The sequence below is a fragment of the Rhizocola hellebori genome, assembly GCF_016862955.1.
Lineage (GTDB): Bacteria > Actinomycetota > Actinomycetes > Mycobacteriales > Micromonosporaceae > Rhizocola > Rhizocola hellebori.
Map to the genome: position 1 here is coordinate 60313 of NZ_BONY01000023.1, position 20560 is coordinate 80872.

Sequence of the window (20560 nt, forward strand, 5' to 3'; positions counted from 1 at the left end):
TCGATCGAAGTACTCGGATTCGCTCCGGGTACCACTACCGAGGACCGACGGCCCGCCTGAAGTGCGCCTATTTCTTTTTCAAGGGGGAGCAGCCCGGTCGGCCGCTCCCCCGTAAATCACTTCCGCAGACCGAGGCGCGCTAGGAGCTCCCGGTAGCGTGTGATGTCCTTCTTCTGAAGGTAGGTCAGCAGCCGCTTGCGCTGGCCGACCAGCAGAAGCAGACCACGACGGCTGTGGTGGTCGTGCTTGTGCATCTTCAGATGCTCGGTCAGGTCTTTGATCCGCTTGGTGAGCATCGCCACCTGCACCTCGGGGGAACCGGTGTCACCCTCGGTGGTCGCGTACTCCTGCATGATCGACTTCTTGACGTCAGCGTCGAGCGCCATAATCTCCCTAACTGTGGGGTTTTCCTTACGCCCCGTCCCCCACGGCGTCGGGCAGGTAGACGAGGCTAATCGCCATCTAGGCTATCAGTTAGGACGAGGCACTCACGCCGAGTACCGCCCGAGTGCGCTCAACGTCATCCTCAATGGCCCGCACAAGATCATCGACGTCTGTGAACTTGAGCTGTGGGCGCAGATGGGCGACGAAATCGAAGGCCAGCCGCTCCCCGTAGAGATCGCCATCGAAATCCAGGATGTAGCCCTCCAGGCGACGCTCCTGCCCCGAGAACGTCGGGTTCGTCCCGATCGACACCGCCGCGGGCAGCCGCTCGGCCCCGCGAACCAGCCACGCGGCGTAGATGCCGTCGCCCGGAATGGCGGTGAAGCGGGCGGTCATCAGGTTTGCGGTCGGAAAGCCGAGCGTGCGGCCCCGCTGATCCCCGCGCACCACCACCCCCTCCACGCGATGTGGCCGGCCAAGCACCTGAGCGGCGGCCGTCACGTCACCGGCATCGACACAGGCTCGGACATAGGTAGACGAAAAGATCACACCGTCCGCGGTCACCAGCGGGGAGGGCTCCACCGCGAAACCGAACGTGCGGCCCAGCTTGGTCAGCAGCTCGACATCGCCGGCCGCTTTGTGGCCGAAACGGAAGTTCTCACCGACGACCACCAGGGCCGCGTGCATGTGCTCGACGAGCATGTCGTGCACGAACTGCTCCGCGCTCAGCCGCGAGAAATCGAGCGTGAACGGCTGCACGCACAGCACATGGACACCGAGCTGCTCGATCAGCTCCGCCTTGCGCAACTGCCCGGTCAGCACCGCCGGATGGGAACCCGGCCGCACCACCTCCGAGGGATGCGGGTCGAACGTGAGCACCAGACTGGGCAACCCCAGCCCCTTGGCCCGCTCCACGGCATGGCCGATGGTGGCTTGGTGTCCCATATGGACACCGTCGAAGACTCCGATGGTGACCACCGAACGGCCCCAGCCCCTCGGCGCCGCCTCATAACCCCGCCAACGGTGCATCTGCTAACTCCCCACCAGCACGATTTCTGGACGCGCCCGGCCGTCGCGGTCGGACATGACCGCGAGCGCCGTGCCATCCGGCCCGATCACACCGTACGGGCCGGGGATGCCGGTCTGGGGAAGTGGGCCGCCATGCGTCACCGTGCGCGCCTGTTCGGCGTCGACCGAGATGACCGGCAGCGCCCGAGCGAGCGCCTCGGACAACGGCAGGGTCACCGGATCGTCCAGCTCGGCGAGCTGCCCCAGCGTGCGCGCTTCGGCCAGCGAGAAGTCCCCCACCGCGGAGCGCCGCAGCGCGGTCAGGTGCCCACCGACCCCGAACGCGGCGCCCAAATCGCGGGCGATGGCGCGGATGTAGGTCCCGGAGGAACAGGCGACCTCGACCTCGACGTCGACCAAATCCCCGATTCGCGATATGCCCTGCACATCGATGCGCGAGATCGTCACCCGGCGCGGCTCAAGCTGGACCTCTTCGCCCTGGCGCACCCGGTGGTAGGAACGCACGCCCTTGACCTTGATCGCGCTGACCGAGGAGGGCACCTGATCCACCTCACCGGTCATCGCAGCCAGTTGCTCGCGGAGCTGGGTGTCGGAAAGGTGACCGGCCGGGACGCTCTGCGTGACGTCGCCCTCGGCATCGTCGGTGGTGGTCGCCTGGCCCAGCCGGATCGTGCCGCTGTAGACCTTCGCCGTTCCCACCACGTAGGTGAGCAGCCGCGTGGCGCGGCCGACGCCGATCACCAGCACCCCGGTCGCCATCGGGTCCAGCGTCCCCCCATGGCCGACCTTGCGGGTGCGGGCTATACGACGTAGCCGGGCTACAACGTCATGCGACGTCATGCCCGGCTCTTTGTCTACGACGATCAGTCCATCCGTGCTCACAATCAGCAAGCCTGACAGGAGACGGAAGGTTGTTTACTGGCGGGTGTCCATAGAGGTTTGCAGGGCGCGGCGAGCCTGCTCGCGGTCTTCCTCGGCCGACGGCTTCGCACTGTTCTGCTGCTGGGACTTTTTGACGGGCATGGCGAGTCCTTAATCTCCAAACGTTGATTTAACTGGACCCATGCCGGAGCCCGGGATCGCCGGGAGCGAATTGAGCCTGCTTGCGGACGCCGGGCCTTGTGGGAACCCACGCATGGCGCCGCGCCCACCAAACTATCGTTCAGGTCCACATGGTGTGTACGAGTTCCCATCATGTGAACGTCCGTTAAACGCCAGACACACCAGGAGCGAAGATCGCGGATCTAGCGGGCCAGAAAGTGCCAGCCGCACCAGAACCAGAAGCCGAGCAGGGCCAGCCGGCCGACCGGGATGCCGGCCAGGTCGTAACGCATGACGACGGCGGCAACCTCACCGAAACGCGGGATGCGCGACTGCGGCCGCCTCGCCAGCGCTTCGATCACCACGGCCGCGATGATGGCGGCGAGGAAGCCAGAGATGACCGCAAGTCTTGTGATGCTCATCTGCGCACCATCCCCCAGAAGATTGTCAGCCAGCCGAAATAGCCGAGGCTGCGCATCAGATAGCCGTCGAGCAGCGGGTCGGCGAGCAACGACAGCGTCGGGAAGTCATGGGTGGACCCGAACGCGTAGGTGATTACTTCGAAGATCACGAAGATGCCGATCGGCACCAGCCACCAAACCACGCCCGGCGGAAGCACCGCGGGTGCGGTGAGCCGGGGCAGCCGGCTGGACAGCCCCGCCGTCAGCATCGCGCCGCCGAGCAGGAGCACGTAGAGGTTGGCCTCCAGCGAGAACGAGGGGAACAGCCCGCCCAGCAACGACAGCGGGACGAACACGGGGAGCACCAAATAGCGCGATAGCCACGGGCTCGATCGCTCTGCGACTAGGTCCTCTGGTTGCTCCATGTCCCGATTGTGCCGTGTTGACTACAGTGCGTGGAGAAAAATTCACTCCAAACGTTCACGAACCGCCTTGATCACCTCGGCTGCGCTGCCCCGGCCGGTGAATCCCGCGGCGAGCCGATGCCCGCCGCCGCCCAGGGCCACCGCCACCGTGCTCACGTCGGCGCCGCCCTTGCTGCGCAGGCTGACCGCCCACTCCTCGTCGGCCATCTGCTTGAGCAGGCAGGCGACGTCGGCCTCGGCGGTGCACCGGATCGAGTCGATCAACGCTTCCATCACGTAGGGCGGCTGGTCGTGCCGGCGCAGATCATCAAGGGTGGCCACCGCGATGACCATGCCCATGCCCCGCGCGGCGGCCGGGTCGAGCTCCGCCCGGCCGAGCACCTCGCCGAAGAGCCGAACCGCTCCGAACGGCCGGGTATCGAATATGCGCCGCGATATCCCGCCGACGTCTATGCCCGACGCGACCAGTCGCGCCGCCAGCTCGTGAACCTCGGGTGTGGTCAGCGCGAACTTGAACGAGCCGGTGTCGGTGACCAGCGCGATGTAGAGGCACTCCGCGATATCCCGGTCGAAGGTCACCCCCAGCCGGTCCAGCAGCCTTGCCGCGACCAACGAGGTGGCCGCCGCATCTGGGTCCACCAACGAGAACTTCCCGAAGCCGCTGTTGGACGCGTGATGGTCTAGCGCCACGCTTGTTTTGGCCGTGTCGAGCCGGTCGGCGAGCTTGCCGAGCCGGCTGATGCTGGCGGCATCGAAGGTCATGAAGAGGTCTGGCTCTTCGTGGGCTTCTGATTCTGGTACCAAGAAAGACAGCCCTGGCATTTGCAAGGGATCCGGCACGGTGAGCGGACCCGGGAAGCTGCATTGCACCTGCGCCACGCCGAGCTGGCGCAGCCCCTGCGCGAAGCCGAGCATGCTGCCCAGCGCGTCGCCATCCGGATTCACATGGCAGGCAAGGAGAACCGACGCTTCCGGCCGGAGCGCCTCGCGGATGGCCGCGCTCGCGGCCATCCACTGAGCTTCAGAGATCGCAGCGCTCACCGACGGCTCGTGGCGCTGTGCGCCGAGGAATCCTCGTGGGCTTCGTCTTCATCATCGAGCTTGTAAGGCTGGGCGTCACCGGCATAGGTGGCGTTGGCCGCAAGCTCTTGGACGGCAGCGTCGCGCTGCTTCGCCTCAGCCAGAAGGTCATCGATCTCCTTGACGTGTTCCTGGACGTCGTCCAGGACGAAGGCGAGCGAGGGCGAATGCCGCAACCCCAGCGCCTTGCCGACCGTGCTGCGCAGCAGGCCTTTGGCGCTCTCCAGAGCGGCAGCGGTTCCTACCTGCGCGGCCGAATCGCCCAAAACTGTATAGAAAACGGTGGCCTCGCGAAGATCTCCGGTAAGCCTGGTGTCGGTGATGGTGATCATGCCCAGTCGCGGATCCTTGATATTGCGGACCGCCGAAGCGACCAACTCCTTCACCCTCTCCGAGTGCCGACGCACCTTGGCTGGATCAGTCATCACGCCACCTCCGACACCTACAGTTACACCCTGACAGTACCCGCCTGGGGCGATTGATCACTCGTCCTACTAGTCGTCATCGCCATACCAGCGCCGCCGCACGGAAAGCAGCTCGACCTCGGGGCGGCCGGCCACCAGCCTTTCGCAGGCGTCAAGCACCTCCGAAACGTGGCGGGCATCGGCAGCCACCGTGGCCACTCCGATTTCGGCGCGGCCGTGCAACTCCTGCGCTCCGACCTCGGCCACCGCCACCTCGAACTTGCGCAACGCCGCGATGATTGGCCGCACGTAGGAGCGCTTCATCTTCAAGGACCTAGAATCCCCCGGCAGGACGAAATCAAACAGCGCTGTTCCTGTGTGCACGGAGAGTCAGACTACTTGCGAGCCACCACGATGTCGCGGGTAATTCCCTGGTCGACCCAATGCTCGAAGCCGTCGAAGCCCTCAGACACCCGTAGCCCGGCCTCTTCGAGGAGAGTAATCGCTTGCTCACGCGGCGCGAGATGGGTGTTCCACGACATGCCCAGCGCGCCGCCGGGCCGCAGCAGCTCCACCCAACCGGGCAACGCGGCACGCAGAAGCTGTGTCGGGGAACCGATTTTGTGCACCACGTTGTAGGGAAGATCGGCCACGATGAGGTCCACACAATGCGCCTTCATCAGCTTTCGCGCCTCGACCGTGTCCGCGTCGAAAAGCGTTACCTGCTGGGAACCGGCGATGGAGGCGTCGAAGCGGCGGCCCAGCCGGCGGCCGTCGCGGCGCACCGGCGTGGTGTCGGCCGTGTGCTTGATTCGCTTGCGCTGCAAGTAGGTTTTCATGAACGCCGCGTAGGCCTCGACATGCTTGCCGTCTATCTCAATGCCGATCGCGTCCCAGCCGTACATGAGGGCCTGGTTGAGCGTGGTGCCCCGGCCCGCGACCGGGTCGAGCACGACGAACTTGCGCTGGAGGAAGTCCCACGAGCTGGCGAGCGCGGTCACGTTGAGCAACAGCTTTGTGAAGTGCTCGTTGGTTTTCCCCGCGTATTTCTGGATGGTGAGCAGATCGTCGTCGAAGTGCGCCAGCGGTGGCTCGCCGATCGGCCGCAACATGTCGTTGCCGTGCAGCTCGAAGATCGCGCACACCGAGGAGAGATTTGCCAAGCGCGGCAAAGATTCCGGCTCACCTTCGAAGACCAGATAGGACAGTCCACCTAGGACGATCGTCTCTTCAACCTTGGTGCCGAAGGCTTTCAGCTCTGAAGACGCCAGCCCCGCCGCCGACCGGGTGTAAACCCGGTTGGCGGACGGGGCCAGCAAAAGTGCGTATCGCAAACCCTAGACCCGCGGCTTCTCGCGCATCTCGTAGGTCTCGATGACATCCTCGACCTGAAGGTTGTTGTAACCACCCAGGGTCAGACCACATTCGAAGCCCTCACGGACCTCGGTGGCGTCATCCTTGAACCGCTTGAGCGAACTGATCGAGACGTTCTCCGCCACCACGTTGCCGTCACGCACGACGCGCGCCTTGGCGTTACGGCGAATGAGACCCGACCGGACGATACAACCGGCGATGAGACCCACCTTCGACGAGCGGAAGACCTCGCGGACCTCACACGAGCCGAGCGCGTGCTCCTCGTACTCCGGCTTGAGCATGCCCTTGAGCGCCGCCTCGATCTCCTCGATGGCTTGGTAGATAACGGTGTAGTACCGGATCTCCACGCCACTGCGGTCGGCGAGCTCCCGAGCCTGCTGCATCGGGCGCACGTTGAAGCCGATGATGATCGCGGTCGCATCGGACGAGGCGGACGCCAGGTTGACGTCGTTCTCGGTGATCGCACCCACGCCACGGTGGATGATCCGAAGCTGGATCTCCTCCGGAATCGGCAGCTTGACCAACGCGTCCTCGAGTGCCTCGACGGAACCGGAGACGTCGCCCTTGATGATGAGGTCCAGCGAGGTGCGCTCGCCTTCCTTGATCTTCTCGAGCAGGGTCTCCAGGGTCGCCCGGCCACGCAGGTTCGCCTGCTCGGCAGCGCGCTTACGCGCCTGCCGCTGCTCGGCGATCTGGCGCACCGTGCGGTCGTCGTCGGCGGCGAGGAACGTGTCACCGGCGCCTGGCACCGCGGTCAGACCGAGCACCGCCACCGGGCAGGCCGGACCAGCCTCGGTCAGCGGACGGCCCGTGTCGTCGAGCATGGCCCGGACCCGGCCGTAGGCGTTACCCGCCACGATCGAGTCACCGACACGCAGCGTGCCGCGTCCAACCAGGACGGTCGCGACCGGGCCGCGGCCCTTGTCGAGATGCGCCTCGATGGCCAGACCCTGCGCGTGACCGTCGATCGGGGCCCGCAGGTCCAGCGATGCGTCGGCGGTGAGCAGGACAGCCTCGAGCAGACCGTCGATGTTGAGCCGGCTCTTGGCGGAAATGTCGACGAACATGGTGTCGCCACCGTATTCCTCGGCCACCAGACCGTATTCGGTCAGCTGCTGGCGCACCTTGCCCGGGTTGGCTTCCGGCTTGTCCACCTTGTTCACCGCGACCACGATCGGCACGTCGGCCGCCTTGGCGTGGTTGAGCGCCTCAATCGTCTGCGGCATGACGCCGTCATCCGCGGCGACCACCAGGATCACGATGTCGGTCGCCTGCGCACCACGGGCACGCATGGCGGTGAACGCCTCGTGGCCCGGGGTGTCGATGAAGGTGACCGCGCGATCTTCGCCCTCGTGCTCGACGTGTACCTGGTACGCGCCGATGTGCTGGGTGATGCCGCCGGCCTCGCCCTCGACCACGTTCGCCGACCGGATCGCGTCCAGCAGCTTGGTCTTACCGTGGTCGACGTGACCCATGACGGTCACCACCGGCGGACGGGTGACCATGCGGTCCTCGTCCACGTCAGCATCGAGATCGATGTTGAAGCGGGCGAGCAGCTCGCGGTCTTCGTCTTCGGGGCTGACGATGGAGACCTCGAAGCCCAGGTGAAGACCGAGCATGAGCAGGGTCTCGTCGGTGCACGACTGGGTCGCCGTCACCATCTCGCCCAGGTTGAACATCTCCTGGACCAGCGAGCCCGGGTTGGCGTTGATCCGCTCGGCGAAGTCGGAGAGCGAGGCACCCCGCGGAAGCCGGACCGCTTGGCCACTTCCGCGCGGCGCACCCGAACTCATCGTCGGGGCGGACAGGTTGTCGAACTCTTGACGCCTCTGCTTCTTGGACTTGCGGCCACGGGCCTTTCCGCCCGCTTTACCGAACGCGCCAGCGGCACCGCCGCCACGGCCACGTCCGCCACCACCGGGACGACCGCCACCACCGGGCGCGCCGCCCGGACGGAAACCGCCACCCGCCGGTCCACCGGGACCGCCGGTGCCGCCGCCGGGACCGCCGCGGTAACCGCCGCCGGTGCCCGTTCCGGTGCCACCGCGGTAGTTTCCACCGCCGCCTGCGCCACCGCCGCCGGGGCCGCCGCCAGGTCCGCTACGGAATCCGCCGCCACCACCGGGACGACCGCCGGGACCGCCCGTGCCGCCCCCACCGGGACCGCCACGGAAGCCACCGCCGCCGCCACCACGCTCGCCACCACCGGGACGGCCACCCGGGCCACCTGGACGTGCCGGACGCTGGCTCGGCATGGAAGCCGGGTTGGGCCTGGGACCGCCCATGGAGGCCGGGTTCGGCCGGGGCGGCATCGAGGCCGGGTTGGGGCGTGGCATGCCGTCCGGACGCGGGCCGCGTGAGCCGCCTGCGCCTGGCGTGATGCCGAACGGGTTGTTGCCTCCGCTGCGCGGCGGACGCCCACCAGGGGCGGCCGGACGCGAGTCGCCACGGCCTTCACCGCGCGGAGCGGACGGGCGGCCTTCGCCGCGCGCACCCTCCACACGGGGACCGTTGCCACGTCCACCGGAGTCGCGGGGACCGATCCCGGGCGGGGCCGGCCGTGCGCTGCCGCCACCGGAGTTGGCCGGACGCGCTGGCGCGCCCGCCGTTCCCGGACGCGGCGGCATGAAGCTGGGTTTGGGCGCGCCCTCCGCGGGTGGCTTGCCGTCCCGCTGCGCCTGCTGAGCGGCACGCGTGGCGTCCTGCTCGGCCTTGAGCGCTGCGGCACGGGCTTCCGCCGCGGCCACCTCGATGTCGTGCGCGCTGGCCGGTTTGGCGACGGGGGTCGGCGGCACCATGGAGACCGGCGCCTTCGGCTTGCCCGCCGGCGCTGCCGGCTTCCTGGGTGGCATCGGCTTCGCCGACACCTTGGGTTCGCTCGCGGTCACCGGTGCGGGACTCCTTGGCGCGCTTGACGCCGAGGGGCCGGAACCGGCCGCGAAGGCTTCCTTGAGTCGCCGAGCCACGGGTGCTTCCACCGTGCTCGATGCTGACTTGACGAACTCACCCATCTCTTTGAGTTTGGCGAGAACGTTCTTACTTTCGACCCCGAGCTCTTTCGCCAGCTCGTGTACGCGGGCCTTGCCTGCCACTGCACTCCTCATCTCGAGGTCGCAAGGGGCAAGCCCGCCGCGACCTCACTTGTGCACTTGAAGCCTGATCATTTCAGTGACTTCATCGTGTGCTCATGTCGGTCGTTCCTTTGCTCCTTCGGTGGGGCTGCTGCCTCACCTACGGTTTTCGCCGGCACCTAGGCGCTCTGCCGGCTGGGGCCACTCGACCCTGGATCGCCGCCGTTGACGGCGGCGATCGCCTCGCTCAGCTCGCCAGGGTCTGGGACACCTGGCACCCGCAACGCTCGCCCGAAGGCTCGGCGTCGCAGCGCGGAGTCGAGACAGCCCGGAACTGGATGCACATGCGCACCACGGCCAGGCAATACACGGCTCGGATCAGGCCGGAGTCTGAAATGGGAGGAACCCGAATCAGTGACCGACGCGATCGCGACCACACGCAATAAATCAGACGCGGACGCACGCTGCCGACATCCCACACAGGTGCGCGTCGGCAACGCGCGACGAATCACCTCAGAAGTCTACCCTGAAGTGCTGACTGAGGCCTCTCCCGGTTCACTCTCGGGCTCCGCATCCGACGATCTTGTGCGATTGGTGGCCTGATCGGCCGCCGCATCCGATCTGATGTCGATCCGCCAACCGGTCAAACGTGCTGCCAGCCTGGCATTTTGCCCTTCGCGGCCGATCGCGAGCGAAAGCTGATAGTCGGGGACGATCACCCGGGCGGCGCGGGCGGCGAGGTCCACGACCTCGACACTGAGCGCTTTTGCGGGCGAAAGCGCATTGCCCACGAACTCGGCCGGATCCTCAGACCAGTCAATAATGTCGATTTTCTCACCATGCAGCTCGCTCATGACCGCGCGGACCCGCTGGCCCATCGGCCCGATGCAGGCGCCCTTGGCGTTGACACCGGTGACCGTGGAGCGAACAGCGATCTTCGTACGGTGTCCAGCCTCACGCGCGATGGCCGCTATCTCGACCGTGCCATCGGCGATCTCCGGCACCTCGAGCGCGAACAGCTTCTTCACCAGCGCCGGGTGCGACCGGGAGACGGTCACCTGAGGCCCGCGGAAGCCTTTGGCCACATGCACCACGACGGAGCGGATGCGCTGCCCATGGGGATATGTCTCACCGGGTACCTGTTCCGACTGCGGCAAAACCGCCTCGACCTTGCCCAGGTCGATGGAGACGATCCCCTTCTCGCTGCGGGTCTCGTGCGCCTGGATCACCCCGGTGACGAGATCACCGTCACGGTTCGCGTATTCGCCGAAGTGGACCTCATCGGTCGCCTCACGCAACCGCTGCAGGATGACCTGCTTCGCCGTCATCGCCGCGATGCGGCCGAAGTCGTGGGGGGTGTCGTCAAACTCACGCACAAGCGTGCCCTCGGAGTCGAACTCCTGGGCGAAGACGATGGCTGCGCCGGTATGCCGGTCGATCTCCACGCGCGCGTGTGAATGCGACCCGTCGGTGTGCCGGTAGGCGGTCAACAGAGCGGACTCGATGGCGTGCAGGATGGTCTCCTCGGAGATCTCCTTGTCGCGCGCCAGGGCCCTAAGCGCAGCCAAGTCGATGTTCACCGCTCCTCCTCCACGTCTTCGTCGTCGCCGAGATCGTCGGAGAACTCCGTCATCTCGGCGTCGGAAATCTCCTCCAGGCGGCTGAACTCGATCTGGACCCGGCCCGGACCCAGTTGCACGAAACCCAGCCGGTGAGCGATGCCCGACACTTCCAGGGTGATGCCCTGATCGTTGGCGGCCGTCAGCCTTCCGGTCAGGGTCTTCTCAGCCACCTTGACCTTGATTAACCTTCCCACGTTGCGCCGCCAGTGCTGGGGCTTCGTCAATGGCCGGTCCACCCCGGGCGAGGAAACCTCCAGCTGGTACTCGCCGGGGAACAGCTGGACCCCGGCTTCTTCGGCGTCGTCGAGGGCGCGGGAGATGGCCCGGGAGACGTCGGCAATCACGTCCAGGCCCAGACCGCCATCACCGTCGATGACCACCTTGACCTGATGCCGCCGGCCCACCGGCTTGGCGCTCAGCTCTTCCAGCTCATAGCCCGCCTCGATGACTGCGGGCTGCACGACTTTGGTCAATGCCGTAACGTCGACCGGGGCAAGCCGCGGCGGAGCGGGGCGGCTGGCCGGGGCAGGCTTACCCGTCTGCCGACCGCTGGTTCGGCCACGCTGAGCCATGCTGGCACCCCTTTCAAGTTGTCGGCGAGGAGAACCACGTCGAGCAGAGCGTAACGCGCACGCTCACGCTCGCGGCCGTCGGCGCGCTGCTCGCCCTCGTTATACGCTTTGCCGATGTCTCATCCCGCGGTCGGAAAGTCGCGTCGGAGCTTGCTACGCAGCGTGTTCACGGCTGCGGCCGCCGCCCCGGCGCTCGCCGCGTGCGACCTGTTGGACAGCGAGCCCCCGCCTCCCCCGCCGCCGGATCAGCTGACCGAGTTCTACGGGCAGACCGCCGCGTTGATCCAGACCTACGAGACGGCGATCGCCGCGACCCCGGCGGCCGCGATCCTGGTGACCGTCCGCGATGCGCACAAGGCCCACCTGGCCGCGCTGGCCGCGATCATGAAGCCGGCCCCTTCGGGCTCGCCCGTCCCCGCGTCCCCGAGCACGCCCCGCGGCGAGGTCCGCCAGGCGGAGCAGCAGGCGCGGCTGGCCGCGATCGAGGCCTGCATGACCGCCCCGCCCAACCGCGCCACCCTGCTCGGCGAGATCGCCGCCGCCCGCGCCTGCCACCTGGAGGTTCTCCCGTGACCGCCGGGCCGGACAATGTCGAGCGATTGAGGTCGGCGCTGATGTCTGAGCATGCGGCGCTGTACGCGTACGGGCGGATAGGGGTTCACCTCAATGACGCCGGCCGGGCGGAGGCCCGCGCGGCCGAGGTTGCCCATCGTGGCCGCCGCGACGCCCTGGTGGTCCACCTGGACCAGGTCAAAGCCAGTCCGGCACCGGCCGACGCCGGTTATACGCTGCCGTTCCCGGTCATCGATGAGACGAGTGCGCTCATGCTTGCCGAGTACGTCGAGAACGGGGTGACGGCGAACTGGCGCAGCGTGCTGGCAGCGACAGAGAACGAGCTGCGGCGGCTCGCCATCGACGGCTACTCCGATGCGGCCGTGCGGGCCACCCGATGGCGCAAGATCGCCGGACAGTCGCCGCTGAGGACCGCATTCCCAGGGCGGCCCGGTTAGGTGCATACTCAGTAGCTATGTCCGTCCGACACGGTTTGCTGGCCCTATTGGAACGCGGCGCCCGCTACGGCTACCAGTTGCGCGCCGAGTTCGAAGATTCCACCGGCGGCACCTGGCCGCTGAACATCGGCCAGGTTTACACCACCCTCAACCGGCTGGAACGCGACGGGCTTGTGCATGCGCTGCCACCCGGGGACGGCGGTCAGCGACCGTACGAGATCACCGATCAGGGCCGGGTCGAGCTCACCCTCTGGTTCGCCACCCCCATCGCGCGGGCCGACCGGCCCCGCGACGAGCTCGCCATCAAGCTCGCGCTCGCGCTCACCACCCCCGGCGTCGACGTGCGGGCGGTCGTGCAGACCCAGCGCACCGCGACCATGCGAGCCCTGCAGGAGTACACGCGGCTCAAAAGAGGCGACGCCGACCTGCCGTGGCGACTGGTGATCGACGCGATGATCTATCAATCCGAAGCCGAGCTGCGCTGGCTGGACCATTGCGAAGCAGCGCTGGTGCGCTACCGTCCAGGGCCACCGAAGCCGTTGCCGGTCGAGGCGGAGGGGGCCGAACTCCATGAACGTGCTTGAGCTGCGCGACGTCTACCGCACCCACGGCAAGGGCGACGCTGCCACGCATGCGCTGCGCCAGATCTCCCTGTCGGTCGTCGCGGGAGAGCTGGTGGCTGTCATGGGGCCTTCGGGTTCGGGCAAGTCGACGCTGCTCAACCTCGCCGGAGGGCTCGATCGGCCCGATCGGGGCGCCGTCCTGGTCGAGGGCGTGGAGCTGGGCAAGCTCAGCCGCAAGCGGCTCGCCGAGGTGCGCCGGCACAGTGTGGGCTATGTGTTTCAGGCGCTTAATCTGGTACCAAGCCTGACCGCAGCCGAAAACGTGGCCCTCCCCCTGGAACTGGATGGCGTGCCGATCCGCCGGGCACGGCCGCAAGCGGAAGCGGCTCTGTCCGAAGTGGAGCTTGATGGCTACGCAGACCGGTTCCCCGACGAGCTTTCCGGTGGCCAGCAGCAGCGGGTCGCGATAGCGCGAGCCCTGATCGGGCAGCGCAAGCTGGTGCTCGCCGACGAACCCACCGGCGCCCTCGACTCGCTGACCGGCGAATCTGTCTTGAAGCTGCTTCGGCATCGCGTTGACTGCGGCGCCGCCGGGGTGCTGGTGACCCATGAGGCCCGCCACGCGGCCTGGGCCGACCGGGTGGTCTTCCTGCGCGACGGGTCCATTGTGGACACCTCCGGTCCCCTCAGCCAGCCGGAGTGCCTCCTGGCGGACGTGCAGCCATGAGGGCGTGGGCCGCGGCGATCCGCATCGCCCGGCGCGAGGCCCTCAAGTCCAAAGGGCGCTCGGCCCTGGTCCTCGCGATGATCGCGCTTCCGGTGGCCTTCCTCTCCTTCGCCGCGGTGAGCTACGACATGTTCCAGCTCACCGAGGCGGAGTCGCTCGACCGGCGGCTGGGCCGCGCGGACGCGATGCTGACCTCGGTCAAGGACCTGTCCCTCGATGGTTCGAAGATGAGCTGGACCTCGCCGGTCGAAAGGCCGATCGCGCTGACCGACCTCGCTTCGCTCAGCGAGGAAGAAATCCTCGCCGAGCTGCCGGCCGGCTCGCGCGTGATCCCGCTGGGGCGGTCGAGTCTGCGGGTTCGCACCTCGGACGGCGTCGCCTACCTGCCGGTGCATCTCGTTGATATAGGCGATCCGATGACCCGCGGCATGGTGGAGCTGAGGCAGGGCAGGGCGCCCAGCGCCGACAACGAGATCGCGGTCAACATCGCGGCCGCCAACGACCTGCGGCTGCGCCTGGGCAGCGCGCTGCGGGGCGTGGACCCGAACGGCGAGTTCGTGGTGGTGGGCATCGTCGAGGTTCCCGATGACCTGAGCCCGCTTGCCGTCTCCACCAGCAAGATCCTCCTTGCTGACGCGGAAAAGCCGGCCCAGTGGCTGGCCGACACCCCGGCCCCGCTCACCATCGACATGGCGCAACGCCTCAATGACCACGGCATCAGCGCCATCGCCCGCGGCCTACCCGAGGACCGCAGTGGCACCAACCTCAGCACCACGGCCGAGGGTCTGGCGGTCGGCTTCCTCATGTCAGGTTTGGTCGCCCTGGAGGTGATTCTCCTCGCGGGGCCGGCCTTCGCCGTGGGCGCCCGGCGCCGCGCGCGCGATCTGGCCCTCATCGCCGCCGCGGGTGGTGCGCCCAAACACCTGCGGCGCGTGGTGCTGGCCGACGGGGTGGTGCTGGGCGCGGGCGGGGCCGGGATAGGCATTCTTCTCGGCGTGGGTCTTGCCGTGGCGGGCAGGCCGATCGTCGAGGAAGCGCTGATTCACACCCGCGCGGGCGGCTGGCGTTTCTTTCCCACCGCGCTCGTGGCCATCGCCATGCTCGCGATCGGCACCGGTCTTCTCGCTGCGACCGTGCCCGCCTTCATCGCCGCGCGGCAGGATGTCGTTCAGGTGCTCAATGGCCGCCGGGGCGTGCTCCGCTCACGCCGCCGCTGGATCATCACGGGCCTGACCATGGTCGGCTGCGGGGCGGCCGTCGCCGTGCTGGGCGCGACCGGTACCAGCGAATCCCTTATGTTGCTTGGCATTGTCCTAGCCGAGCTGGGTCTGGTGGTGCTGACCCCGGGTCTGCTGGGGCTCATCGCCCGAGTCGGCCGCTGGCTGCCGCTGGCGCCGCGGCTCGCGCTGCGGGACACCGCGCGCAACCGGACGGCCGCCGCTCCAGCGATCTCGGCGATCATGGGTGCGGTCGCCGGCGCGGTGGCGGTGGGGGTCTTCTCCATTGGGCTCGAACACCAGCAGGAGGCCACCTATCTGCCCTATCTGCGGCCGGGCGCCTTCACCATCCACGATGCCGCGATGGCCGGCGGCCAGCCGCAGAACTGGGCTCAGGTGGAGGCAGCCGTGCACAGGGTGCTCCCCTCGGCCCAGTTGCACATTTACTCGGTACCGGTCTGCCCCGGCCAGGAGCTGAAGGGGTATTGCGACATCGTGGTGGTGATCCCCGAGCAACAGCTGTGTCCCTATGTCTACACGCCCCGCGAGCTCACGCCGAGCGAGGTGCGCGCTGCCCGTGCCGACGAGCGCTGCCGGAACAGCCAGAGCGCCAGCTTCTCGGGCGGCGGGTGGGTCGGCGGCACCATCGTCGACAACGGTGACGTGCTCGCCATCCTTTTCGGCCCAGGTGACCGGGAGCTGGCAGCGGCCAGGCGCACACTGGCCGCCGGGGGCGCCGTCGTCACCGACCCCCGGATGATCCATGACGGCCAGGTGACCCTCGCCACCCTGACCGGGAACGACCCTTCGGTCAACCTCCGACCCACGATCACGGTGCCGGGATTCCTGCTCTCGACCAGCACCCAAGGGATGCAGAGCGTGGTCTCGCCCGAGGTCGCCGCGCGGCTCGGCGTGCAGGTGCAAATGCTGGGCATGGCCGGCGACAACGGCTCTGTCCCGACCATGGCCGACGACTCACGCCTGCAAGCCGAATTGGCGGACATCGACCTTGATCTCTATGTCAACGCCGAGCGCGGTCCCTCCGCGTTCCACGACCCGACCATCCTGATCCTCGCGCTGGCCGCGGCCGCGATCGCCCTCGGCGCAGCCGGAATCGCCACCGGACTGGCCACAGTGGACGGACGCGCCGACCTGGCGACGCTGGCCGCGGTCGGGGCGGCCCCCCAGATGAGGCGCCGGCTCTCGGTCGGCCGGGCGGGCATCATCGCCGGCCTGGGCGCGCTGCTCGGGACCATAGCCGGGATGGGCGGCGCGGCGATCCTGATCGCTGCGCTGAACCAGGTGTATGAGCGGCAGTGGCCCATTCGCGCGACGATCCCCTTCGCCGTACCGTGGCAGAGTCTGGCGGTCATCGTCGCTGTCCCCATCGTGGCGATGGCCGGCGCCGCCCTGTTCACCAGGGCAAAGTTGCCCATCGAGCGCCGGTTCTGACAACTACCGGCTGGTAGCCCGATCGGGCATGATGTCCTCCATGCCAATTCGCCGCTTCGTCGAGTACCTGGGCCACCAGGGCTGGTTCGCCCGGATGAACCGTTCGGTGCTGCCCCCCTTGGACAAAGCCATGACCAAGGTCACCGGCGGACGGCTGATCGCGCTGGGGATCGTGCCGGCGCTCATGCTCACCACGACCGGCAAGAAGTCGGGTCTGCCGCGCAATCAGCCGCTGGCCTATATCCCCGACGGGGAAAATATGGTTCTTATCGGCTCGAACTGGGGCGGCAAGAAACACCCGGGCTGGTCCTACAACCTGATCGCCAACCCGAAGGCGACGGCGCGGGTCAAGGGCAAGACCTACCCGGTGACCGCCCGGCTGCTCGAAGGCGCGGAGCGCGCGGAGAAGTGGCAAAAGGCACTCGCGATCTGGCCCGCTTACGCGACCTACCAGAAGCGCTGCGCACCGCGCCAGATCCGCCTCTTCCTTCTCACCAAGGACTAGATCGCGCTCACGCCGATCAGGGAGCCGATCAGGTAGGTAGCGCCCGCGGCACAGGCGCCCAGCACGAGCTGCCGCAAACCGGTCAACAGCCAAGGCTTCCCGGTGAAGCGGGAGGTTAGCGCGCCCGCGGTGAAAAGGCCCAGGCCACCGACACCGAGCGCGAACCAGAGCGACTCGCTGCCCAAAAGGTAACTGAGCAAAGGGATCAGGGCACCGATCGAGAAGCAGACGAACGAGGAGATGGCCGCGAGCCATGGGCTCGGCTGGCTGTTGGGATCGACGCCAAGCTCCTCCTGCACGTGAACCTTGAGCGCCTCCTCGGGATTCTCCTTCAGCGCGTCCGCCACCTGGTGAGCGAGGTCGGCGGGCAGGCCGCGCTCGATCCATCGCTCGGCCAGCTCGTTGGCCTCGGCCACCGGGTTGTGTCGCAGCTCCTTGCGCTCCTTGGCAACCTCGGCGGCCACCTGCTCGTTGGCGGCTTTGACGCTGCTGAACTCGCCAAGCGCCATCGAGATGGCCCCCGCCACCAGCCCGGCCACGCCGGTCAGCACGATGGTTCCCGGCTCTACCCCAGCGCCGCCCACACCGGCGATCAGGCCGATGTTGGTGACGAGGCCGTCCATCGCCCCGAAGACCGCCGGGCGCAGCCAGCCACCGGAGACGTCGCTGTGCTCATGCTCAACGGTCTGCGAAGTCATGGCACCACCGTTCTTCGGCCGGTCGCGCCAAGGTGCCACATGATGACCTCGACAAGCTCGGTCATGGCAAAGTGAGGATCTCGTGCCCGGTCTCGGTCACCACGACGGTGTGCTCAAACTGGGCCGTCCACTTGCGGTCCTTGGTGACGACTGTCCATTTGTCGGGCCAGACGTCGTAGTTGATGCCGCCGAGAGTGATCATCGGCTCGATGGTGAACGTCATGCCCGGCACCATGGTGGTCTTCGCCTCAGGGCTGTCGTAGTGCGGCACGAACAGCCCGCTGTGGAAGGCACGGCCGATGCCGTGGCCGCCGAAGTCGCGCACCACCCCATAGCCGAAGCGCTTGGCGTAGGACTCGATGACCCGGCCGATCACGTTGATGGGACGCCCCGGCGCCACCGCCTTGATGCCCCGCATCGTCGCCTCGTGCGTGCGCTCGACAAGCAGGCGTGCCTCCTCGTCGACATTGCCCACGCAGAAGGTCGCGTCGGTGTCGCCGTGCACCCCGTCGAGGTAGGCGGTGACATCGATGTTGATGATGTCGCCGTCCTCCAGCTCGGTGGAGTCGGGGATGCCGTGACAGATCACCTCGTTGAGGCTGGTGCAGCACGACTTCGGGAAGGGAGGCGAGTTGCGCCCCGGATAACCCAGCGTGGACGGGTAAGCCCCGTGGTCGACCAGGAACTCGTGCACCACCCGATCGATCTCGTCGGTGGTCACGCCGGGCTGGCAATGCTCCCCCGCGAGCTGGGTGGCCTGGGCCGCGAGGCGGCCGGCTATCCGCATCTTCTCGATGGTCTCGGCGTCCTGGGTCATCGGACCGTCCCAGGTTGCGGCGCGCTTGCGGCCCACGTATTCAGGCCGGGGAATGGCGGAGGGCACCTCCCGCCAGGGTGAGATCTTGCCGGGAGTGAGTTCAGCGCGCACCTTCATACCCAAAGACTTTAGTCGCCCGCGAAGACCGCAACGCCATCGATGCTGTGCGCATTGCGCGTCGATCGATAGTCGGCCGTCTCCTGCGGAGACTTGCGCGACCAGAACTGCACCAGCAGGTCTCGATCACCTTGATATTCCATGAGCGGCACTCCGTACCCACAGGAGTCGGAGATTCTCTCCACGTCGATCACGATGATGCTGCGCAGACCCGGGTGGGGCGCGGCGGGGAAGGCGGTGAGCAACTCCGCCGCCGCGGGCTCCTCGGCCATCACCTCACGACCCTTGCCGTGCAGGCGGACGATCTTGGGTGGGCCGTCGAAGGCGCAGACCATCAGCACAATGCGGCCGTTGTCGCGCAGGTGGGCAATCGTCTCGACACCGGAGCCGCCGTATTCGAGATAGGCGACCCGGTGCGGCCCAAGGACGGCGAACGAGTCGCTCAGCCCCTTGGGCGAGACGTTGACATGACCGTCCAAAGCAGACGGTGCGGTGGCGACGAAGAAGACCTTCTGCGCCAACAAAAACTCACGGATACGGCCGTCGATTTCGTCGTAGACCCGTCCCATGAACCGACTATACGGTCACCAGCGAAGAGCGACGAGCCTTCGATTGTGAAGCAGCGGTCACCAGCGCGACGAACAGGGCCGGGTCGGCCAGGTCCTCCGGGTGCCACTGCACGCCGACCGCGAACGGATGGTCGGGGTGCTCCACCGCTTCGATCAGGTCGTCGTCGGGACACCAGCCGGTCGGTATCAACCGGCCCGGATCGGCCACGCCCTGGTGGTGGTACGAGTTCACCTCGGTCTCGGCACCGAGAAGCTCACGGCACTTCGAGCCGCTGGCGAAGCGCACCAAGTGGTTGTTGTAGCGCTTCTTCGGCCCGGGCATGCTGTGGCCCTCGTGGCCCACCGCTTCCGGCAGGTGCTGGTGCAACCGGCCACCGCTGACCACGGCCATTACCTGCATGCCGCGGCAGATACCCAGCAGCGGGATGCCGTGCATCAGGGCGTGGCGCGCCAGCGGAAGCTCACCCGCGTCGCGAACCGGCGAGGTGTACACCTTCGGATGCGCAAGCTCGCCGTATCGGGCCGGCTCGACGTCCTGGCCCCCAGCGATGATCAACCCGTCCAGCCCGTCAAGCACCTCCAGCCCGCCATCGGGGCAGGGCGGAACGAGCACCGGGCGGCCGCCGGCCGTCCTTACCTGTTCCACGTAGCTCCACGGCAGCACCGCGCTGAGTGCGTCTTGTACGGAAAATCGCGCCTGCTCCACGTAGGTGGAGATGCCGATCAAAGGTCTGCTCACATCGCTCACAACGGCGTCACATATGCCCCGGTAATGCCCCCGTCCACTAGGAACTGCGAGGCGGTTATGAATGAGGAATCGTCACTGGCGAGGAACGCTACCGCTGCGGCGATCTCTTCGGCCTCCGCGAAACGGCCCATAGGCACATGGACCAGTCGGCGGGCGGCGCGCTCCGGATCCTTCGCGAACAGCTCCATGAGCAGCGGCGTTGCCACCGGTCCTGGGCAAAGTGCATTGACTCGCACTCCGCTGCGCGCGAACTGAACGCCCAGCTCACGGGTCATCGAGAGAACTGCACCCTTGCTGGCCGTGTAAGCAATCTGACTTGTCGCCGCGCCGAGGACAGCCACGAAACTGGCAGTGTTGATGATCGATCCTTTGCCTGCCTCTAACATGTGAGGCAAAACATACTTGCAACACAGATAGACACTCGTGGCGTTGACTCGCATCACCCTCTCCCACGCCTCGATGCCGGTATCCAGGATCGAGTCGTCGTCCGGCGGAGAGATGCCGGCGTTGTTGAAGGCGATGTCGATCCGGCCATGGCGCTGCACCACCCCAGCGAAGAGCGCCTTCACCTGCTCTTCATCTGAAATGTCGCATTTGACGAAGTCGCCGCCGGTCTCGTTGAGGTCAACGCAGACCACATGGGCGCCTTCGTCGGTGAAGCGCTTGACCGTCGCCGCTCCGATGCCGGAGGCGGCGCCGGTGACCACGGCCACCCGATCTTCCAATCGCCGCAA

At 67.3% G+C, this 20560-nt stretch carries 23 protein-coding genes and 2 pseudogenes; 6 read left to right on the plus strand and 19 right to left on the minus strand.

Annotated features, from left to right (window positions below):
• Nucleotides 1-116 precede the first annotated feature (116 nt).
• The 14 genes and pseudogenes from rpsO to rimP all read right to left on the minus strand — a co-directional run bounded on the left by rpsO (nucleotide 117) and on the right by rimP (nucleotide 11403).
• On the minus strand, nucleotides 117-386 hold the full coding sequence (gene rpsO / locus Rhe02_RS20100; RefSeq protein WP_203909812.1) for a 30S ribosomal protein S15: 270 nt from the start codon (nucleotides 384-386) through the stop codon (nucleotides 117-119).
• 88 nt (nucleotides 387-474) lie between these two features.
• Nucleotides 475-1413 (minus strand): bifunctional riboflavin kinase/FAD synthetase, encoded by a 939-nt coding sequence (locus tag Rhe02_RS20105; protein WP_203909813.1) that lies wholly within the window; start codon nucleotides 1411-1413, stop codon nucleotides 475-477.
• Nucleotides 1414-1416: 3 nt separating this feature from the next.
• Nucleotides 1417-2295, minus strand: coding sequence for a tRNA pseudouridine(55) synthase TruB (truB, locus tag Rhe02_RS20110; RefSeq protein WP_203909814.1), 879 nt, complete (start codon nucleotides 2293-2295; stop codon nucleotides 1417-1419).
• A gap of 362 nt (nucleotides 2296-2657) precedes the next feature.
• Nucleotides 2658-2876 (minus strand): DUF6186 family protein, encoded by a 219-nt coding sequence (locus tag Rhe02_RS20115; protein ID WP_203909815.1) that lies wholly within the window; start codon nucleotides 2874-2876, stop codon nucleotides 2658-2660.
• Nucleotides 2873-3280: a hypothetical protein gene (locus tag Rhe02_RS20120; protein WP_203909816.1), complete on the minus strand. Its 408-nt coding sequence runs from the start codon at nucleotides 3278-3280 to the stop codon at nucleotides 2873-2875. Before Rhe02_RS20120 ends, Rhe02_RS20115 begins: the two co-directional genes overlap by 4 nt.
• Nucleotides 3281-3322: 42 nt before the next feature.
• Entirely contained in the window at nucleotides 3323-4291 is a 969-nt protein-coding gene (locus Rhe02_RS20125) for a DHH family phosphoesterase (RefSeq protein ID WP_203909817.1), read from the minus strand.
• Between the two features lie 26 nt (nucleotides 4292-4317).
• A complete protein-coding gene (gene rbfA, locus Rhe02_RS20130; protein ID WP_203909818.1) occupies nucleotides 4318-4785 on the minus strand; it encodes a 30S ribosome-binding factor RbfA in 468 nt (155 codons plus the stop codon).
• 69 nt (nucleotides 4786-4854) lie between these two features.
• Nucleotides 4855-5148 (minus strand): DUF503 domain-containing protein, encoded by a 294-nt coding sequence (locus Rhe02_RS20135; RefSeq protein WP_203909819.1) that lies wholly within the window; start codon nucleotides 5146-5148, stop codon nucleotides 4855-4857.
• 11 nt (nucleotides 5149-5159) lie between these two features.
• On the minus strand, nucleotides 5160-6098 hold the full coding sequence (locus Rhe02_RS20140) for a TRM11 family SAM-dependent methyltransferase (RefSeq protein ID WP_203909820.1): 939 nt from the start codon (nucleotides 6096-6098) through the stop codon (nucleotides 5160-5162).
• Nucleotides 6099-6101: 3 nt separating this feature from the next.
• Nucleotides 6102-8561: pseudogene (infB, locus tag Rhe02_RS20145) on the minus strand (translation initiation factor IF-2); the annotation flags it as partial.
• Nucleotides 8562-9089: 528 nt separating this feature from the next.
• Nucleotides 9090-9242: pseudogene (locus tag Rhe02_RS50955) on the minus strand (translation initiation factor IF-2 N-terminal domain-containing protein); the annotation flags it as partial.
• A gap of 146 nt (nucleotides 9243-9388) precedes the next feature.
• Entirely contained in the window at nucleotides 9389-9721 is a 333-nt protein-coding gene (locus Rhe02_RS20150) for a YlxR family protein (RefSeq protein ID WP_203909822.1), read from the minus strand.
• A gap of 9 nt (nucleotides 9722-9730) precedes the next feature.
• Nucleotides 9731-10789, minus strand: a complete 1059-nt coding sequence (gene nusA, locus Rhe02_RS20155) for a transcription termination factor NusA (RefSeq protein ID WP_203909823.1) — start codon at nucleotides 10787-10789, stop codon at nucleotides 9731-9733.
• Entirely contained in the window at nucleotides 10786-11403 is a 618-nt protein-coding gene (gene rimP / locus Rhe02_RS20160) for a ribosome maturation factor RimP (protein WP_203909824.1), read from the minus strand. The genes nusA and rimP overlap by 4 nt, the downstream gene beginning before the upstream one ends.
• 114 nt (nucleotides 11404-11517) lie before the next feature.
• Here rimP and Rhe02_RS20165 point away from each other — a divergent pair, with 114 nt between their 5' ends.
• Genes Rhe02_RS20165 through Rhe02_RS20190 form a run of 6 tightly spaced genes read left to right on the plus strand, consistent with a single transcriptional unit; the run spans nucleotide 11518 to nucleotide 16877 of the window.
• A complete protein-coding gene (locus tag Rhe02_RS20165; protein WP_203909825.1) occupies nucleotides 11518-11976 on the plus strand; it encodes a hypothetical protein in 459 nt (152 codons plus the stop codon).
• A complete protein-coding gene (locus Rhe02_RS20170) occupies nucleotides 11973-12413 on the plus strand; it encodes a ferritin-like domain-containing protein (RefSeq protein ID WP_275412628.1) in 441 nt (146 codons plus the stop codon). The genes Rhe02_RS20165 and Rhe02_RS20170 overlap by 4 nt, the downstream gene beginning before the upstream one ends.
• 17 nt (nucleotides 12414-12430) lie before the next feature.
• Nucleotides 12431-12997 (plus strand): PadR family transcriptional regulator, encoded by a 567-nt coding sequence (locus tag Rhe02_RS20175; RefSeq protein WP_203909827.1) that lies wholly within the window; start codon nucleotides 12431-12433, stop codon nucleotides 12995-12997.
• Nucleotides 12984-13703, plus strand: coding sequence for an ABC transporter ATP-binding protein (locus Rhe02_RS20180; protein ID WP_203909828.1), 720 nt, complete (start codon nucleotides 12984-12986; stop codon nucleotides 13701-13703). Before Rhe02_RS20175 ends, Rhe02_RS20180 begins: the two co-directional genes overlap by 14 nt.
• Nucleotides 13700-16372, plus strand: a complete 2673-nt coding sequence (locus Rhe02_RS20185; protein WP_203909829.1) for a permease-like cell division protein FtsX — start codon at nucleotides 13700-13702, stop codon at nucleotides 16370-16372. Before Rhe02_RS20180 ends, Rhe02_RS20185 begins: the two co-directional genes overlap by 4 nt.
• Before the next feature lie 40 nt (nucleotides 16373-16412).
• Nucleotides 16413-16877 (plus strand): nitroreductase family deazaflavin-dependent oxidoreductase, encoded by a 465-nt coding sequence (locus Rhe02_RS20190; protein WP_203909830.1) that lies wholly within the window; start codon nucleotides 16413-16415, stop codon nucleotides 16875-16877.
• Here the strand turns inward: Rhe02_RS20190 and Rhe02_RS20195 are convergent.
• The 5 genes from Rhe02_RS20195 to Rhe02_RS20215 all read right to left on the minus strand — a co-directional run bounded on the left by Rhe02_RS20195 (nucleotide 16874) and on the right by Rhe02_RS20215 (nucleotide 20560).
• Nucleotides 16874-17575, minus strand: a complete 702-nt coding sequence (locus Rhe02_RS20195) for a VIT1/CCC1 transporter family protein (protein WP_203909831.1) — start codon at nucleotides 17573-17575, stop codon at nucleotides 16874-16876. The genes Rhe02_RS20190 and Rhe02_RS20195 overlap by 4 nt on opposite strands.
• 61 nt (nucleotides 17576-17636) lie before the next feature.
• Entirely contained in the window at nucleotides 17637-18509 is an 873-nt protein-coding gene (gene map, locus Rhe02_RS20200) for a type I methionyl aminopeptidase (protein ID WP_203909832.1), read from the minus strand.
• A gap of 11 nt (nucleotides 18510-18520) precedes the next feature.
• Entirely contained in the window at nucleotides 18521-19078 is a 558-nt protein-coding gene (locus Rhe02_RS20205; RefSeq protein WP_203909833.1) for a pyridoxamine 5'-phosphate oxidase family protein, read from the minus strand.
• A gap of 7 nt (nucleotides 19079-19085) precedes the next feature.
• Entirely contained in the window at nucleotides 19086-19817 is a 732-nt protein-coding gene (locus Rhe02_RS20210) for a gamma-glutamyl-gamma-aminobutyrate hydrolase family protein (protein ID WP_239123934.1), read from the minus strand.
• 5 nt (nucleotides 19818-19822) lie between these two features.
• Nucleotides 19823-20560 (minus strand): 3-oxoacyl-ACP reductase, encoded by a 738-nt coding sequence (locus Rhe02_RS20215; protein ID WP_239123935.1) that lies wholly within the window; start codon nucleotides 20558-20560, stop codon nucleotides 19823-19825.

What these genes read in the sequence shown, in the direction of transcription:
- rpsO (WP_203909812.1), bottom strand. Translation starts at nt 386, where the DNA reads ATGGCGCTCGACGCTGACGTCAAGAAGTCGATCATGCAGGAGTACGCG.
- Rhe02_RS20105 (WP_203909813.1), bottom strand. Translation starts at nt 1,413, where the DNA reads ATGCACCGTTGGCGGGGTTATGAGGCGGCGCCGAGGGGCTGGGGCCGT.
- Rhe02_RS20115 (WP_203909815.1), bottom strand. Translation starts at nt 2,876, where the DNA reads ATGAGCATCACAAGACTTGCGGTCATCTCTGGCTTCCTCGCCGCCATC.
- Rhe02_RS20120 (WP_203909816.1), bottom strand. Translation starts at nt 3,280, where the DNA reads ATGGAGCAACCAGAGGACCTAGTCGCAGAGCGATCGAGCCCGTGGCTA.
- Rhe02_RS20125 (WP_203909817.1), bottom strand. Translation starts at nt 4,291, where the DNA reads ATGGCCGCGAGCGCGGCCATCCGCGAGGCGCTCCGGCCGGAAGCGTCG.
- rbfA (WP_203909818.1), bottom strand. Translation starts at nt 4,785, where the DNA reads ATGACTGATCCAGCCAAGGTGCGTCGGCACTCGGAGAGGGTGAAGGAG.
- rimP (WP_203909824.1), bottom strand. Translation starts at nt 11,403, where the DNA reads ATGGCTCAGCGTGGCCGAACCAGCGGTCGGCAGACGGGTAAGCCTGCC.
- Rhe02_RS20165 (WP_203909825.1), top strand. Translation starts at nt 11,518, where the DNA reads ATGTCTCATCCCGCGGTCGGAAAGTCGCGTCGGAGCTTGCTACGCAGC.
- Rhe02_RS20175 (WP_203909827.1), top strand. Translation starts at nt 12,431, where the DNA reads ATGTCCGTCCGACACGGTTTGCTGGCCCTATTGGAACGCGGCGCCCGC.
- Rhe02_RS20180 (WP_203909828.1), top strand. Translation starts at nt 12,984, where the DNA reads ATGAACGTGCTTGAGCTGCGCGACGTCTACCGCACCCACGGCAAGGGC.
- Rhe02_RS20185 (WP_203909829.1), top strand. Translation starts at nt 13,700, where the DNA reads ATGAGGGCGTGGGCCGCGGCGATCCGCATCGCCCGGCGCGAGGCCCTC.
- Rhe02_RS20190 (WP_203909830.1), top strand. Translation starts at nt 16,413, where the DNA reads ATGCCAATTCGCCGCTTCGTCGAGTACCTGGGCCACCAGGGCTGGTTC.
- Rhe02_RS20195 (WP_203909831.1), bottom strand. Translation starts at nt 17,575, where the DNA reads ATGACTTCGCAGACCGTTGAGCATGAGCACAGCGACGTCTCCGGTGGC.
- map (WP_203909832.1), bottom strand. Translation starts at nt 18,509, where the DNA reads ATGAAGGTGCGCGCTGAACTCACTCCCGGCAAGATCTCACCCTGGCGG.
- Rhe02_RS20205 (WP_203909833.1), bottom strand. Translation starts at nt 19,078, where the DNA reads ATGGGACGGGTCTACGACGAAATCGACGGCCGTATCCGTGAGTTTTTG.